We start from the raw sequence: 14,900 nt of genomic DNA, 5'->3' as shown, positions 1-14,900 counted from the left end.
CATTCGCCGGAAACACCGCGGAACCGGCTTCGCCGGGCCGCTGGTGTTGCCCCCTTGAGGGGGAGGCGGCTACACGAAGTGAGCCGCTTCGGGGGTGGGCTATTTACTGCGGGCCCAGCTTGTCGATGAGCGCCTTCAGCATTTCCATTTCGTTGGGCTTCAGGTCCGTCAGCGGTGCGCGCACCGGGCCGCCGTCGTGGCCTACGAGCCGGGCGCCAGCCTTGATGATGCTCACGCCATAGCCTTCGACGCGGTTGCGGATTTCCAGGTAGGGCATGAAGAAATCCTTGAGCAGACGATGTTGCGTCGGCAGGTCGTCGGCGGCCACCGCCTTGTAGAAGTCCATCGCCGTCTTTGGGATGAAGTTGAACACCGCCGACGAATACACCGGCGTGCCCAGCGCCTTGTAGGCGGCGGCATAGACCTCGGCCGTGGGCAAGCCGCCCAGGTAGGCGAAGCGGTCGCCCATCTTCATGAAGATGGAGGACATCGTTTCGATGTTGCCCACACCGTCCTTGAAACCGACGAGATTGGGGCAGCGCTCGGCCAGGACGGCCAGCGAGTTGGGCGTGAGCCGGGTGCGGTCGCGGTTGTAGACGATGACGCCGAACTTCACGCTCTTGCAGACGGCCTCGACGTGGGCGATCAGGCCTTCCTGGCCGGCTTCGGTCAGGTAGTGCGGCAACAGCAGGATGCCGTGGGCGCCCAGCCGCTCGGCTTCCTGCGCATGGGCGATGGCGGTGCGCGTCGGGCCACCGGCGCCGGCGATGATCGGCACCTTGCCGCGACAGGTGTCCACCGCGGTCTTGACGACCCGGCCGTACTCCTCGCCGGCCAGTGAAAAGTACTCGCCCGTGCCGCCGGCCGCGAACAGCGCGCTCGCGCCGTAGGGCGCCAGCCACTCCAGGCGCTCGATGTAGGTCTTCGGCCGGAACTCGCCCTGTTCGTCGAAGTCGGTGATCGGAAACGAAAGCAGGCCGGAGCCCATGATGGTTTTGAGTTCTTGCGGGTTCATCGCATGTCCTGTGAATGGGGGAGAGAAAAGAAGGAGCCGGTCAGTCCAGCTTGATGTTGGCGTCGGCCACGACCTTGGCCCAGCGCGCGCGTTCCTTGTTGAAGAACTGCTCTTCCTCGGCCGGTGCCATGGTCACGACCTCGGCGCCCTGCCCGGCAAGGCGCGAGCGGATGTCGGCGGCACGAATGACGGTGATGAGTTCCTTGTTCAGGCGCTGCACCACGGCGTCGGGCGTGCCCTTGGCCACGCGCACGCCCTGCCAGGTGCCGGACTCGAAGCCCGGAACACCCTGCTCTGCGATGGTCGGCACGTCGCCGATCAGCGGCATGCGGGTGCCCTTGGAAACGGCCAGCACCTTCAGCTTGCCGCCCTGCACCTGCGGCAGCGTGGCGAGCATGCCGTTCATCAGCACCTGGGTCTGGCCGGCGACCGTGTCCTGGATGGCCTGGACGCCACCCTTGTACGGCACATAGGTCCACTTGGCGCCGCTGGCACGCTCCAGCGCCACGCCGGCCAGGTGCGGCGCACTGCCGGTGGCCGTCACGGCGAAGTTCAGGTCGCCGGTCTTGGACAGGGCGATGAGTTCCTTGAGGTTGTTCGCCTTCACCGACGGATGCACCACCAACAGGTGGGGCGAATAGGCCAGCATGGTCACGCCGCGCAGGTCCTTCGACGGGTCGAAGGGCAGCTTGGTGTAGACCGACGGGCTGATGGCCAGCGCACCGACGTCGCACAGCAGCAGCGTGTAGCCATCGGGGTTCGACTTGGCGACGAAGTCGGCGCCGAGGTTGCCGTTGGCGCCGGGCCGGTTCTCCACGATCACCGGTTGCTTGAGCGCTTCGGACAGCGGCTGGCTGATGGCGCGGGCAATGATGTCCGACGAACCGCCCGGTGGGTACGGCACGATGAGCTTGATGGGCTTGGTCGGCTGCCAGGCAGCCTGCGCCATCGCGGCAAGGGGTGCGGCCAGCGCGAACGTGGCGAGGCAGGCGGAGCCGACGAGGCGGCGGCGAGCAATAGACATGGGCATCTCCGTTGTTTTGACAAGCGATACCACCCGCTTCACAGCGAAGTGATCAGTCATCGTACAACTCAGGGAATGACTTGTCCAGTACTTGGCTGCGAGAAATTCAGCCCCGCGATGCCTCGTCGGCCGCCTGGTCTGCGCGGCGCGCCGCCTCTTGCGCCAGCCGCAGGCGTTCGCGGCTGTTGGTCAGGTGGATGCGCATCGCCGCACGGGCCGACTCGGCATCGCGCCGGGCGATCGCTGCATAGATCTCCTCGTGCTCGCGATTGACGCGGCTGAGGTAGGCGCCACTTCGGTCGGCGGTGCGGATGGCGTTGATGCGGGTGCGCGGAATGATCGTGGTGCCCAGGTGGCTCATGATGTCCGCGAAGTACGGGTTGCCGGTCGACTGGGCGATCGCCAGATGGAAGCGGAAGTCGGGCGCGACCGTGTCGCCGGCCACGGCGACGTTGCTCTCGAAGTCGTCCAGTGCCTGGCGCATGGCCTGCAGCTGCTCGTCGGTGCGACGGGTGGCGGCCAGCCCGGCGGATTCGGTCTCCAGGCTGATGCGCAGCTCGAGCACGGCCAGCACGTCGACCGAGGTGGCGATGTCGCCAGCGTCCAGGCGGAACACCCCGCTGGCGCGCTGTTGCAGCACGAAGGTGCCGATGCCGTGGTGCGTCTCGACCAGGCCGGCCGCCTGCAGCTTCGACAGCGCCTCGCGCACCACGGTGCGGCTGACACCGAAGGCCTGCATGATTTCCGACTCGGTCGGGAGCTTGTCACCGGGACGCAGCACGCCGTCGCGGATGCGCGCCCCGAAATCGTCGACCAGGCTGTGGGCCAGCCCCCGCCCACGCGGCCGCGGCCGGGCCATGTACGGCGCTGGCGCCGGGACATCGGGCATGGTGGGAACTTCTGTTGACAGGCGAGCCATGCGCTGATGATAATCTTCCGAGAAGTTGTACGACAACAGATAACTTAACAGAGACAGACCCCGATGAGTGCTTCCGCTCCTGCTGCTGCCCCCCTTCAGCCAGTCTCACCCACCGCGCCCGCTTCGGCCGGCACGCGCCTGCACCGCCTCCTGCTGACCGGTGCCGCTGGCGGTTTGGGCAAGGTGCTGCGCGAACGGCTGCAACCCTATGCCGACGTCATCCGCCTGTCGGACATCGGCGCCATGGCCCCCGCGGCGGGTGCCGCCGAAGAAATCGTCCCCTGCGACCTGGCCGACAAGCAGGCCGTCGATGCGCTGGTCGCAGGCTGCGACGCCATCGTGCACCTGGGCGGCGTGTCGGTCGAGCGGCCCTTCGAGGAAATCCTCGAGGCCAACATCAAGGGCATCTTCCATCTTTACGAGGCGGCCCGCCGCCATGGCGTCCAGCGCGTGGTGTTCGCCAGCTCGAACCACGTGATCGGCTTCTACAAGCAGGACGAGCACATCGACGCCAGCGCCGCACGGCGGCCCGACGGCTACTACGGCCTGTCGAAGTCCTTCGGCGAAGACGTGGCGCAGTTCTATTTCGACCGCTACGGCATCCAGACGGTCAGCATCCGCATCGGCTCGTCCTTCCCCGAGCCGCTCAACCGCCGCATGATGAGCACGTGGCTCAGCTACCGCGACCTCACAACGCTGATCGAGAAGTCGCTGTTCACGCCGGGCGTGAAGCACACGGTGGTCTACGGCATGTCGGCCAACCGCGACGTCTGGTGGGACAACAGCGCCGCTGCGCACCTGGGCTTCGTGCCGCAGGACAGCTCGGAGGTGTTCCGCGACAAGGTCGAGGCACAGCCTTCGGTGGCGCCGACCGACCCCAACGCGATCTACCAGGGCGGGGCCTTCACCGCTCAGGGCCCTTTCGGCGACTGACCCCGCGGCGCGCACACCATGCAAGCCGAACTCGTCCTCGACGCCCGCAACGCGACCGGCGAAAGCCCGGTCTGGCATGCCGCCGAACAGGCGCTGTACTGGGTCGACATCCCGGCGCGGCAGCTGCACCGCCTGGTCCCGTCCACCGGCGCCCACAGCACCTGGACCGGTGACGAGATGCTCGCGTGCATCGCGCCGCGCGCCGACCATCCGGGGCAGTGGATCGCCGGCATGGAAAGCGGCCTCTTCGCCATCGCGACGCAGGACGACGGCACGCTGGCAGCCACCCCCATCGCACGCGCGGCCCACGCCGCCCACGGCATGCGCTTCAACGATGGCCGCTGCGATCGCCAGGGCCGCTTCTGGGCCGGCACGATGCTCATGGACATGGCGGCCGCCCGCAGCGTCGGTCGGGTCTACCGCTACCAGAGCGACGTGAACGAAGACGCCGCGCTGCGCGTGCAGTTCGGCGAGATGATCGTGCCCAACGGCATGGCCTTCAGCCCCGACGGCCGCACGATGTACCTGTCGGACTCGCACCCGACCGTGCAGGCCATCTGGGCCTTCGACTACGACACGGCCACCGGCACGCCGCACAACCGCCGCCTTTTCGTCGACATGACACCGCTGCCCGGCCGCCCCGATGGCGCGGCGATCGACGCCGACGGCTGCTACTGGATCTGCGGCAACGACGCCGGCCAGGTGCACCGCTTCACGCCCGACGGCCGGCTGGACCGCTCGCTGGAAGTGCCGGTGAAGAAGCCGGCGATGTGCGCCTTCGGCGGCGCGCAGCTCGACACGCTCTACGTCACATCCATTCGCCCCGGCGGCGACCTGTCGGACCAGCCGCTGGCCGGCGGCGTGTTCGCATTGCGCCCCGGCGTGCAGGGGCTGCCCGAGCCAGCCTGCCAGTTCTGATTTCAAAAGTATTTCGACAACCACCACCCGTAGAGGAAGACAAATGAGACTGCAACGCACACTGATCGCCCTGGCCACCTGCGCCACCGCCGCGCTGGCAAGCTTCGGCGCGCAAGCGACCGAGTTCCGCTCGGCCGACATCCACCCCGACGACTACCCGACCGTGACCGCGGTCAAGTTCATGGGCGAGCGCCTGAAGGAACTGTCCGGTGGCAAGCACACCATCAAGGTGTTCAACAACAGCTCGCTGGGCAACGAGAAGGACACCATCGAGCAGACCAAGATCGGCGCCCTGTCGATGGTCCGCGTGAACATCGCGCCGATGAACAACATCTGCGCCGAGACGCAAGTGCCGACCATGCCCTTCCTGTTCCGCTCGGTCGACCACCTGCACAAGGTGCTCGACGGCCCGATTGGCGAAGAGATCCTCAAGAGCTGCGAGAAGCAGGGCTTTGTCGGCCTGGCCTACTACGACAGCGGCGCGCGCTCGATGTTCACCGCCAAGAAGCCGGTGCGCAGCTTCGCCGACATGAAGGGCCTGAAGGTCCGTGTGCAGCAGTCCGACCTGTGGGTCTCGATGCTCGAAGCCATGGGCGCCAACGCCACGCCGATGCCCATGGGCGAGGTCTACACCGGCCTGAAGACCGGTCTGATCGACGCCGCCGAAAACAACTACCCCACCTACGAGAGCGCCCGCGCCTTCGAAGTCGCCAAGTACTACAGCAAGACCGAGCACTCGATGGCACCGGAAATGCTGCTGTTCTCCAAGCGCGTGTGGGACAAGCTCACGCCGCAGGAACAGGGCTGGGTCCGCCAGGCCGCGAAGGAATCGGTGCCCTACATGCGCAAGCAGTGGGAAGCGCGCGAGATCAAGTCGCTCGCCACGGTGAAGGCCGGCGGTGCCGAGATCATCGAGGTCGACAAGGCCCCGTTCCAGGCGGCGATGAAGCCGGTGTATGACAAGTTCATCACCGACGCCAAGTTGAAGGATCTGGTCAAGCGCGTCCAGGACACGAAGTAAAGAAATAAAGCTCGCCCCCAGGCTTCGCGCACTTCGTGTCGCTTCGCCAACCCCCTACCGGGGGCAACACCAGCGGGCCGGCAGAGCCGGACCCGCGGTGTTTCACGAACAGAGCGGCTCTCTCTTTTTCGCATCGAAAGTTATGTACACCAAACTCTGCCGCACGCTCGCGCGTGCCTGCATGTGGCTGGGCATCTTCGGACTCGTCGCAGTGATCTGCGCCGTGAGCTGGCAGGTGTTCGGCCGCTACGTCATGAACAACACGCCCACCTGGGCCGAGAGCCTGGCGCTGCTGCTGGTGCTCTACGTCACGATGTTCGGCGTCGCCGTCGGCGTGCGCGACGCGGGCCACATCGGGCTCGAATCCTTCCTGGTGCTCGCGCCCGACTGGCTGCGCCTGAAGATGGAATACCTCATCCATTTCCTGATCCTGGTCTTCGGCGCCACCATGGCGTGGAACTGCGCATCGCTCGCCGAATCGGTGTGGGACTACCGCCTGCCCACGCTGTGGATCTCCGAAGGCTGGAAGTACGTGCCGGCCTCGATCGCCGGCGTGCTGATCGTCATGTTCTCGATCGAACACATCATCGCTTTGGCCCAAGGCCGCGAAGTCGAACCCGCCTGGGGATAGACATGCACACCCCCAGTCTTCGCGCACTTCGTGTCGCTTCGCCAACCCCCTCGCCGGGGGCAATACCAGCGGCCCGGCAAAGCCGGTTCCGCGGTATTCCACGCACAAACAGCTCGCTGAAATGACCATCCCTCTTCTCATCCTGTGCGTGTCGTTCACGCTGTTCCTGCTGCTGGGCGTGCCCGTCGCTTTCTCGATCGGTCTCTCGGCTTTGGCGACCCTCGCCTACGAAGGCCTGCCGCTCGCGGTGGGTTTCCAGCAGATGACGTCCGGCATGGGCATCTTCTCGTTCCTGGCGATTCCGTTCTTCATCTTCGCGGGTGAGCTGATGCTTTACGGCGGCATCGCCGACCGCATCGTCAACTTTGCGCGCAACCTGGTCGGCCACGTGCGCGGCGGCCTCGGCATGTCGAACGTGGTGGCCTGCACGCTGTTCGGCGGCGTCTCGGGCTCGCCGGTGGCCGACGTCTCGGCCATGGGCGCCGTGATGATCCCGATGATGAAGAAGGAGGGCTACCACGCGGACTACGCCGTCAACGTGACGACGCACGCGGCCCTCGTCGGCGCGCTGATGCCGACCAGCCACAACCTGATCATCTATTCGCTGGCCGCGGGCGGCAAGGTGTCGATCGCCGCGCTGATCCTGGCGGCGCTGCTGCCGGCCGCCATCCTGACCATCAGCAACCTCGCGGCCGCCTACGGCGTCGCAGTCAAGCGCGGCTACCCGGCCGGCACCTTCCCGGGCTGGGCGATCGTGGCGCGCTCCTTCGCAGCGGCACTGCCGGGCCTGTTCATCGTCGTCCTGATCCTCGGCGGGATTCTCTCGGGCATCTTCACCGCGACCGAATCGGCGGCCGTGGCCGTGCTCTATGCGCTGGCATTGACGATCTTCCTGTACCGCACGCTCAAGTGGGAACACTTCGTCAAGGCGGCCTCGAAGGCCGTGCGCACCACGGGCGTCATCCTGCTGCTGATCGGCATCTCGAGCACCTTCGGCTACCTCATCAGCCTGTACGGCGTGGCCGAGCTCACGGGGCAGATGCTGTCGCAGATCACCAGCACGCCGTGGATGATCTTCCTGATGATCAACGTCATCCTGTTCGTGCTGGGCACCTTCCTGGACATGGCCGCGACCATCCTGCTGTGCACGCCGATCTTCCTGCCGATCGCGCAGCAGTACGGCATGACCTCGGTGCAGTTCGGCATCGTGATGCTGATCAACTGCGCGCTCGGCCTGAACACCCCGCCGGTGGGCACCACGCAGTTCGTCGGTTGCGCGATCGGCGGCGTGTCGGTGGGCACGGTGATGAAGACCATCTGGCCCTTCTACGGCGCACTGATCTTCGCGCTGGGCCTGGTGACCTTCGTGCCGGCCTTCTCGACCTGGCTGCCCAGCCTGTTCATGGTGGTGAAGTAATAAAGCAACGAAGGAGTGCGGACATGGCGTCTTTCCCTAGGAGTTCTGTGCATCGACATGCTTCGCGGCGCGGCATCGCCGCCAGCATTGGTGCGGCGCTGCTGCTCCTGAGCGGCGCAGCATCGGCGGCCACCTGGGTCTATGTGTCCAACGCGGACAGCCAGGACATCTCGGTGTTCGCACTCGACCGCGCGGCCGCCACGCTGACGCCGGTGGAGACAGTGCCCCTCGGCGGGATGGCCATGCCCATGGTCTTCTCGCCCGACAAGCGCGTGCTCTACGTCGCCCTGCGCTCGCAACCCTTCCGTGTCGTGAGCCTGGCCATCGACCCGGCGAGCGGCAAGCTGCGCAAGCTGGGCGAGGCGCCGCTGGCCGACAGCATGGCCAACATCGACACCGATGCCACGGGGCGCTGGCTGTTCGCCGCCTCGTACGGCGGGCACAAGATCACGGTCAACAGCATCGGCAAGGACGGTGCCGTGGGCGCGGTGCAGCAGCTCATTCCGACGGCGCCGAACGCCCATGCGATCCATGCCGACGCCGCCAACCGCTACGTCTTCGCCACCAGCCTGGGCGGCGACAACCTCTCGAGCTGGCGCTTCGACGCCGAGACCGGACGTCTCAGCGCCAACGAGCCGGCACTGACCACCATCACCCCCGAGAAGTCCGGCCCGCGCCACTTCGTCTGGGACAAGGCCCAGCGCCACATGTACGTGCTCGACGAGCTCGATGCCGGCGTGCACGTGATGGCCTACGACGCGACGCGCGGCACGCTGCGCGCGGTACAGCGCACCACCGCGCTGCCCGCCGGCTTCACCGGAAAGCCCTGGGCGGCCGACCTGCACCTGTCGCCCGACGGTCGCACGCTGTATGCGTCGGAACGCACGTCGAGCACGCTGTCGAGCTTCCGCGTCGACCCGGCCACCGGCCAGATCGACGCACTGGGCCAGGTCCCGACCGAGAAGACGCCGCGCGGCTTCGCCATCGATGACTCGGGCCGCTTCCTGATTGCCGCGGGGCAGGACTCGCACAGCGTGTCGCTGCACCCGATCGATCCCGCGACCGGGCTGCCCGGCACCCCCACGCGCGTGCCGGCAGGCAAGAACCCGAACTGGGTCGAGATCGTCGACCTGCCCTGACCTGCCGCACGCCGACTTCTGACCCGCCAAGACCAACCATGAACGCGCCCCACGCCCTCGCGCCTCTCACCATCCGCATGCATGCGGCCGACAACGTCGCCATCGTCGCCAACGACGGGGGGCTGCCGGCGGGCACCGTGCTCGCGTCCGGCCTGACGCTGGTCGACAAGGTGCCGCAGGCGCACAAGGTGGCGCTCGAGGACATCGCCGAGGGCGGCGTCGTGCGGCGCTACAACGTGCCGATCGGCTATGCGCTCAAGCCCATCGCGGCCGGCAGCTGGGTGCACGAGCGGCTGCTGCAGATGCCCGCGGCGCGCGAGCTGGTCGGCCTGCCGATCGCCACCGTCAAGCCGCCGGAGATGCCGCCGCTCGAGGGCTACACCTTCGAGGGCTTTCGCAACCTCGACGGCTCGGTGGGCACACGCAACATCCTGGCGATCACGCAGACGGTGCAGTGCGTGGCCGGCGTGGTCGACTTCGCGGTGCAGCGCATCAAGGCCGAGCTGCTGCCCAAGTACCCGAACGTCGACGACGTGGTGGGCCTGTCGCACAGCTACGGCTGCGGCGTGGCCATCGACGCGCCGGACGCCGTCATCCCGATCCGCACGCTGCGCAACATCAGCCTCAACCCGAACTTCGGCGGCGAGGTGATGGTGATCAGCCTGGGCTGCGAAAAGCTGCAGCCCGAGCGCCTGCTGCCGCCGGGTTCGATCCCCCTGGTCGACGAGCGCAACGTGGCCGATGTCGGCGTCAGCGCCGAGAGCCCGCTCGACGTGGTCTGCTTGCAGGACGATGCGCACGTCGGCTTCATGTCGATGATCGATTCGATCATGCGGCAGGCCGAGGAGCATCTCGAACGCCTCAACGCGCGCCGACGCGAAACCGTGCCCGCCAGCGAGCTCGTGGTCGGCGTGCAGTGCGGCGGCAGCGACGCCTTCTCGGGCGTGACCGCCAACCCGGCCGTCGGCTTCTGCACCGACCTCTTGGTGCGCGCCGGCGCCACCGTGATGTTCTCGGAAGTGACCGAGGTGCGCGACGGCATCGACCAGCTCACCTCGCGCGCCACCACGCCGGCCGTGGCCGACGCCATGATCCGCGAGATGGCCTGGTACGACGCCTACCTCGACAAGGGCCGCGTCGACCGCAGCGCCAACACCACGCCCGGCAACAAGAAGGGCGGCCTTTCGAACATCGTCGAGAAGGCGATGGGCTCGATCGTCAAGAGCGGCAGCGCGCCCATCTCCGGCGTGGTCGCGCCGGGCGAAAAGGCGAAGCAGAAGGGGCTGCTCTATGCCGCCACGCCGGCCAGCGACTTCATCTGCGGCACGCTGCAGCTGGCCGCGGGCATGACGCTGCACGTGTTCACCACCGGCCGCGGCACGCCCTACGGCCTGGCCGAGGTGCCGGTCATCAAGGTGGCGACGCGCAGCGACCTGGCGCGGCGCTGGCACGACCTGATGGACATCAACGCCGGGCGCATCGCCGACGGCGAGGCGAGCATCGAGGACGTGGGCTGGGAGATGTTCCGGCTCATGCTCGAGGTGGCCAGCGGCCGCAAGAAGACCTGGGCCGAGCACTGGAAGCTGCACAACGCCCTGGTGCTGTTCAACCCCGCCCCCGTGACCTGAACCAAGGAAGACAACGATGGAAGACCTTCAAGGAAAAACCGCACTCGTCACCGGCGCCAGCACCGGCATCGGTGCCGCCGTCGCCATCGCCTTCGGCGCGCGCGGCATGCGCGTGGCGGTGCACTACAACCAGTCGGCCGGGCCGGCGCAGGCAGTGGTCGACACCATCGTGAAAGCCGGCGGCGACGCCTTCGCCCTCCAGGGCGACGTGCGCGACACCACGGCCATCACCCGCATCGTGCGCGAGACGCGCGCGCGCCTGGGCGGCATCGATGTGCTGGTCAACAACGCGGGCAGCCTGGTCAAGCGCGCGCCGATCGCCGAGTTCGACGATGCGCTGTTCGACGAGGTGATGCACATCAATGCCCGCTCGACGCTGGCGTTTTGCCGCGAAGTGGTGCCGCTCATGCGCGAGCGCGGCAACGGCGGCTGCATCATCAACGTGTCATCGGTCGCCGCACGAACCGGCGGCGGTCCCGGCGCCTACCTGTATGCCGGCTCGAAGGGCTTCGTCAGCACCGCGACCCACGGCCTTGCGAAGGAACTCGCGCCCGATGGCATTCGCGTCAACGCGGTGGCGCCCGGCGTGATCCTGACACCGTTCCAGGACCGTTTCTCGACACCGGCCCTGCTCGAATCCTTCAGGGCCTCGATTCCGATGGGCCGCATCGGCCACCCGGACGACTGCACCGGTGCCTTTCTCTATCTGGCTTCCCAACAGCTGTCGGGCTACGTCACCGGGCAGGTGATCGAAGTGAACGGGGGCCAGTACATGCCCTGACCCGACGTTGGGATCGATCGCCCTTCACATTGTTCAAGACCTATAAAAGAGACAAAGATTCATGACAAAAGCATTCCTGCGCAGCGTGGCCGCCCTGTCGGTCGCCACCACCCTGGCGATGGGCCTCGCACCCGCCGCTTCGGCCCAGACCAGCTTCCCGAACCGCACGATCGAACTGCTGGTGCCCTACCAGCCGGGCGGCGGCACCGATGGCCTGGCACGCGCCTTTGCCGAGGCCAGCCGCAAGCACATCGACCAGAGCATCGTGATCATCAACCGGCCGGGGGCCGGTGGCGCCATCGGCTGGACCGAGGTCATCAATGCGAAGCCCGACGGCTACAAGCTGGCGGTGCTCACGGTCGAATTGCTGACGCTGCCGCACCTGGGCCTGGCGAAGTTCAACTACGACGATTTCCAACCCATCGCCCAGCTCAACGCGGACCCGGCCGCGATCACGGTGAAGGCCGACGCGCCCTGGAACACGGTCGAGGAATTCCTCGCCGCGGCGAAGAAGTCGCCCGAGAGCGTGCGGGTGGGAAATTCCGGCAACGGCTCGATCTGGCACCTGGCTGCCGCCGCGCTGGAAGACAAGACCGGTACCAAGTTCAGCCATATCCCGTTCCAGGGCGCGGCGCCGGCGGTGCTCGCACTGCTCGGCGGCCACATCGAAGCGGTGGCCGTCAGCCCCGCCGAAGTGACGACGCATGTGCAGGGCGGCAAGCTCAAGGTGCTGATGGTGATGGCCGACAAACGCGTCAAGGGCTTCGAGCAGGTGCCCACCGCCAAGGAGCGCGGCATCGACCTGTCGATCGGCACCTGGCGCGGACTGGGGGCACCGAAGAACACGCCGCCCGAGGTGATGGCACGCCTGCGCGATATCACGGCCAAGACGGCCGCCGAGCCGCTCATGCACGAGGTGATGGACAAGCAGAACCTCGGCTACGTCTACACCGACGGTACCGTTTTCAAGGAGACGCTGGCCAAGGACAACGCCTACTTCAAGGCGCTGATCACCAAGCTCAACCTGAAGCCTTGAGCCGGCTTCGCATCCCGACCACGCACCCAAGGAGCCGACCATGCAACGCCGCACCCTGATCCAGACCGCCATCGCTGGCCTCGCCGCCAGCGCCCTGCCGACCTTCGCGCAGGGCACGTGGCCCACCGGCAAGGCCATCACCTACCTGGTGCCCTTCCCGGCCGGCGGCACGACCGACGTGCTGGGCCGCCTCATCAGCCAGAAGCTGGGCGCGGTGCTCGGCACCAGCGTCGTCATCGACAACCGCGGCGGTGCCGGTGGCAGCGTCGGCTCGGAGGTCGCGTCGCGCGCCGCGGCGGACGGCTACACGATGCTGGGCGGCACCGTCAGCTCGCACGCCATCAACATCAGTCTCTACCCGAAGATCGGCTACGACCCGATCAAGTCCTTCGCGCCGGTGACGCTGATCGGCACCAACCCGGTCGTGCTGGTGGTGAACGCCGCGAGTCCCTACAAGACGCTCAAGGACGTGCTCGAGGCGAGCAAGGCCAAGCCAGGAGGCCTCTCGTCGGCCTCGGCCGGCACCGGCACCTCGCAGCATCTGTCGATGGAACTGCTCGCCTACAAGTCGGGCGTGAAGTTCACGCACGTGCCGTACAAGGGCAGCGGCCCGGCCATTCAGGACGTGATCGGCGGCCAGGTCGACATGATGTTCGACACCACGGTGGTGGCCGCGCCCCACATCCAGAGCGGCAAGCTGCGCGCCATCGCCGTGACCTCGGCCAAGCGCCTGACCTCGATGCCCGACGTGCCGACGGTCGCCGAATCCGGCGTCAAGGGCCTGGGCGATTTCGAGGTGGTGTCGTGGCAGGCCATCTTCGTGCCGACCGGCACGCCGGCGCCGATCGTCGAGCGGCTGCACAAGGAGATCCGCACGATCCTCGCGCAACCCGACATGCAGGACAAGATGAAGGGCTTCGGCATGGAGCCGGCCGACCTCACGACCGCGCAGATCGCCGCCTTCCAGAAGGCCGAGGTCGACAAGTGGGCCCAGGTGATCAAGGCCGCCAACATCAAGGTCGAGTAAGACCTCCGCGCCGGGCCGGCTAGCGCGGCGAACGCCGCCAGCCGAACCAGGCGCACACCGCGACGGGGATGCCGAGCGTGACCCACGCCAGCATGTCCCCGGCGCCGCCGTCGCTGAACAGCGCGGAGATCAGGCCCACGGTGGTGAGCACGCCCATCACCAGGGGCCAGCCCCACAGGCGCCAGAAGGCATGGCGCGGCTTCATGGGCGGGCCTCCTTCATCACGGCGACCGGCTGCGCGCCGCCGGGTCCATTCGCCTCGCCCACCTCGGTTTTCGCCTTCGGCACCGGCACGCTGTTGCCACGCTTGAGCCACAGGTACAAGCCGCTGCCCAGCACGATGATGGTGGCGATGTCGAGCAGCGCCCACAGGATCTGCATCGGCATGCCGCCGTAGTCGCCGAAGTGCAGCGGTTGCGACACCAGCAAGGCCGTCAGGTACCAGGGCAGCTTGGGCGCGGCCGTGACCTCGGTGGTCTTGGCATCGACCAACACCGGTTGCAGCAGCTTCGAGGTGAACGGCTCGTTGCCCTTCAAGAACACCGTGGTGTGGTGCGGGCTGGAGAAGGCCGTGCCGGGGAAGGCGATGAACGACAGCTTGCTGTTCGGCGACTGCGCGTAGGCCGCGTCGAGCGACTTCTGCACCGAGCCGCGCTCGGCCACCGGCGTGACCGGCTGGCCCTGGTACGGCGCCAGCAGCGCGCTGAGCTGGTCGTACTGCCAGTACTTGATCACCAGGTCGGCCCAGGTGTTGATCATCCCGGTGCCGCCGACCACGAAGGCCCACACCAGCGTGACCACGCCAAGCAGGTTGTGCAGGTCGAGCCACTTCAGGCGGGGCCGCTTATCGCGGCGCACCGTGCCGAAGTCGAGCTTGCGCATGAAGGGCGAATACAGCACCACGCCCGAGACGATGGCCACCAGCAGCAGCAGGCCCATGAAGCCGAGAAAGAGCTTGCCCGGCAGGCCGGCGAACAGGTCGACGTGCAGCTTGAACATCACGTACATGAAGCCCTCGTCGAACTTGGGCTGCGCCAACACCTCGGCCGTGCGGGCATCGACCGCGACCGACTTGAAGTCGTCGGTGGGCGCGGGCGTCGGCGTGAGCGTGACGAACCACAGGCCGTCGTCGTCCTCGGGCTGCGAGACGAACTGCACCACGCGATCGGGGTGCTTGGCCTTCGCGACCTCGAGCACGCGGTCGAGGCTGGCACGCGGTGTGTTCGCCGGCATCTTGGGCGCCTCGACCTCGGTGCCGAGCAGGTGGCCGATCTCGTGATGGAAGATCAGCGGCAGCCCCGTGATGCACAGCAGCAGCATGAACACGGTGCAGACCAGGCTGCTCCATTTGTGGACCCAGGCCCAGGTCTTGATCTTTCGGCTGTTCATCGTGGTGTTCGTCTTTTGATTT

The 14,900-nt window shown here is 67.1% G+C and carries 15 protein-coding genes; 10 read left to right on the top strand and 5 right to left on the bottom strand.

All coding sequences use genetic code 11. The features are described from left to right. Positions 1 to 103: 103 nt before the first annotated feature. The 3 genes from kdgD to ACSFA2_RS02695 form a co-directional block, all read right to left on the bottom strand. Complete coding sequence (gene kdgD / locus ACSFA2_RS02705; protein WP_435453766.1) at positions 104 to 1,015, bottom strand: 5-dehydro-4-deoxyglucarate dehydratase; 912 nt, start codon at positions 1,013 to 1,015, stop codon at positions 104 to 106. Positions 1,016 to 1,055: 40 nt separating this feature from the next. After that, positions 1,056 to 2,039: a Bug family tripartite tricarboxylate transporter substrate binding protein gene (locus ACSFA2_RS02700; protein ID WP_435453765.1), complete on the bottom strand. Its 984-nt coding sequence runs from the start codon at positions 2,037 to 2,039 to the stop codon at positions 1,056 to 1,058. A gap of 106 nt (positions 2,040 to 2,145) precedes the next feature. Continuing rightward, the gene (locus tag ACSFA2_RS02695) at positions 2,146 to 2,928 is read right to left on the bottom strand and encodes a FadR/GntR family transcriptional regulator (protein ID WP_435453764.1); all 783 of its coding nucleotides are present in this window, start codon (positions 2,926 to 2,928) and stop codon (positions 2,146 to 2,148) included. Between the two features lie 93 nt (positions 2,929 to 3,021). Here ACSFA2_RS02695 and ACSFA2_RS02690 point away from each other — a divergent pair, with 93 nt between their 5' ends. From ACSFA2_RS02690 to ACSFA2_RS02645, 10 genes are all read left to right on the top strand, one after another. Then, positions 3,022 to 3,891, top strand: a complete 870-nt coding sequence (locus ACSFA2_RS02690; protein ID WP_435453763.1) for an NAD-dependent epimerase/dehydratase family protein — start codon at positions 3,022 to 3,024, stop codon at positions 3,889 to 3,891. Between the two features lie 18 nt (positions 3,892 to 3,909). Further along, a complete protein-coding gene (locus tag ACSFA2_RS02685; protein WP_435453762.1) occupies positions 3,910 to 4,809 on the top strand; it encodes an SMP-30/gluconolactonase/LRE family protein in 900 nt (299 codons plus the stop codon). Between the two features lie 43 nt (positions 4,810 to 4,852). Then, positions 4,853 to 5,830: a TRAP transporter substrate-binding protein gene (locus tag ACSFA2_RS02680; RefSeq protein WP_435453761.1), complete on the top strand. Its 978-nt coding sequence runs from the start codon at positions 4,853 to 4,855 to the stop codon at positions 5,828 to 5,830. A gap of 142 nt (positions 5,831 to 5,972) precedes the next feature. Further along, positions 5,973 to 6,461, top strand: coding sequence for a TRAP transporter small permease (locus ACSFA2_RS02675; protein ID WP_435453760.1), 489 nt, complete (start codon positions 5,973 to 5,975; stop codon positions 6,459 to 6,461). A gap of 121 nt (positions 6,462 to 6,582) precedes the next feature. Then, complete coding sequence (locus tag ACSFA2_RS02670; protein ID WP_435453759.1) at positions 6,583 to 7,878, top strand: TRAP transporter large permease; 1,296 nt, start codon at positions 6,583 to 6,585, stop codon at positions 7,876 to 7,878. 47 nt (positions 7,879 to 7,925) lie between these two features. After that, positions 7,926 to 9,017: a lactonase family protein gene (locus tag ACSFA2_RS02665; protein WP_435453758.1), complete on the top strand. Its 1,092-nt coding sequence runs from the start codon at positions 7,926 to 7,928 to the stop codon at positions 9,015 to 9,017. A 38-nt stretch (positions 9,018 to 9,055) separates the two neighbouring features. After that, positions 9,056 to 10,645, top strand: a complete 1,590-nt coding sequence (gene garD / locus ACSFA2_RS02660) for a galactarate dehydratase (RefSeq protein ID WP_435453757.1) — start codon at positions 9,056 to 9,058, stop codon at positions 10,643 to 10,645. Between the two features lie 16 nt (positions 10,646 to 10,661). Continuing rightward, the gene (locus ACSFA2_RS02655) at positions 10,662 to 11,426 is read left to right on the top strand and encodes an SDR family NAD(P)-dependent oxidoreductase (RefSeq protein ID WP_435453756.1); all 765 of its coding nucleotides are present in this window, start codon (positions 10,662 to 10,664) and stop codon (positions 11,424 to 11,426) included. 61 nt (positions 11,427 to 11,487) lie between these two features. Next, positions 11,488 to 12,462, top strand: coding sequence for a Bug family tripartite tricarboxylate transporter substrate binding protein (locus ACSFA2_RS02650; RefSeq protein WP_435453755.1), 975 nt, complete (start codon positions 11,488 to 11,490; stop codon positions 12,460 to 12,462). 40 nt (positions 12,463 to 12,502) lie between these two features. Then, a complete protein-coding gene (locus ACSFA2_RS02645; protein ID WP_435453754.1) occupies positions 12,503 to 13,489 on the top strand; it encodes a Bug family tripartite tricarboxylate transporter substrate binding protein in 987 nt (328 codons plus the stop codon). 19 nt (positions 13,490 to 13,508) lie between these two features. On the opposite strand, the gene ACSFA2_RS02640 is transcribed toward ACSFA2_RS02645, so the two are convergent. Together ACSFA2_RS02640 and ACSFA2_RS02635 are read right to left on the bottom strand one after the other, a co-directional pair. Beyond that, positions 13,509 to 13,694 carry a hypothetical protein gene (locus ACSFA2_RS02640; protein ID WP_286646794.1) on the bottom strand — a complete coding sequence of 62 codons (186 nt, stop codon included), beginning with the start codon at positions 13,692 to 13,694 and terminating at the stop codon, positions 13,509 to 13,511. Beyond that, positions 13,691 to 14,878, bottom strand: a complete 1,188-nt coding sequence (locus ACSFA2_RS02635) for a PepSY-associated TM helix domain-containing protein (RefSeq protein WP_435453753.1) — start codon at positions 14,876 to 14,878, stop codon at positions 13,691 to 13,693. Before ACSFA2_RS02635 ends, ACSFA2_RS02640 begins: the two co-directional genes overlap by 4 nt. Positions 14,879 to 14,900: the final 22 nt, after the last annotated feature.

Source organism: Variovorax cryoconiti (assembly GCF_051216395.1).
Taxonomy (GTDB): domain Bacteria; phylum Pseudomonadota; class Gammaproteobacteria; order Burkholderiales; family Burkholderiaceae_C; genus Variovorax.
This window is presented reverse-complemented; position numbering and strand designations above follow the sequence as displayed.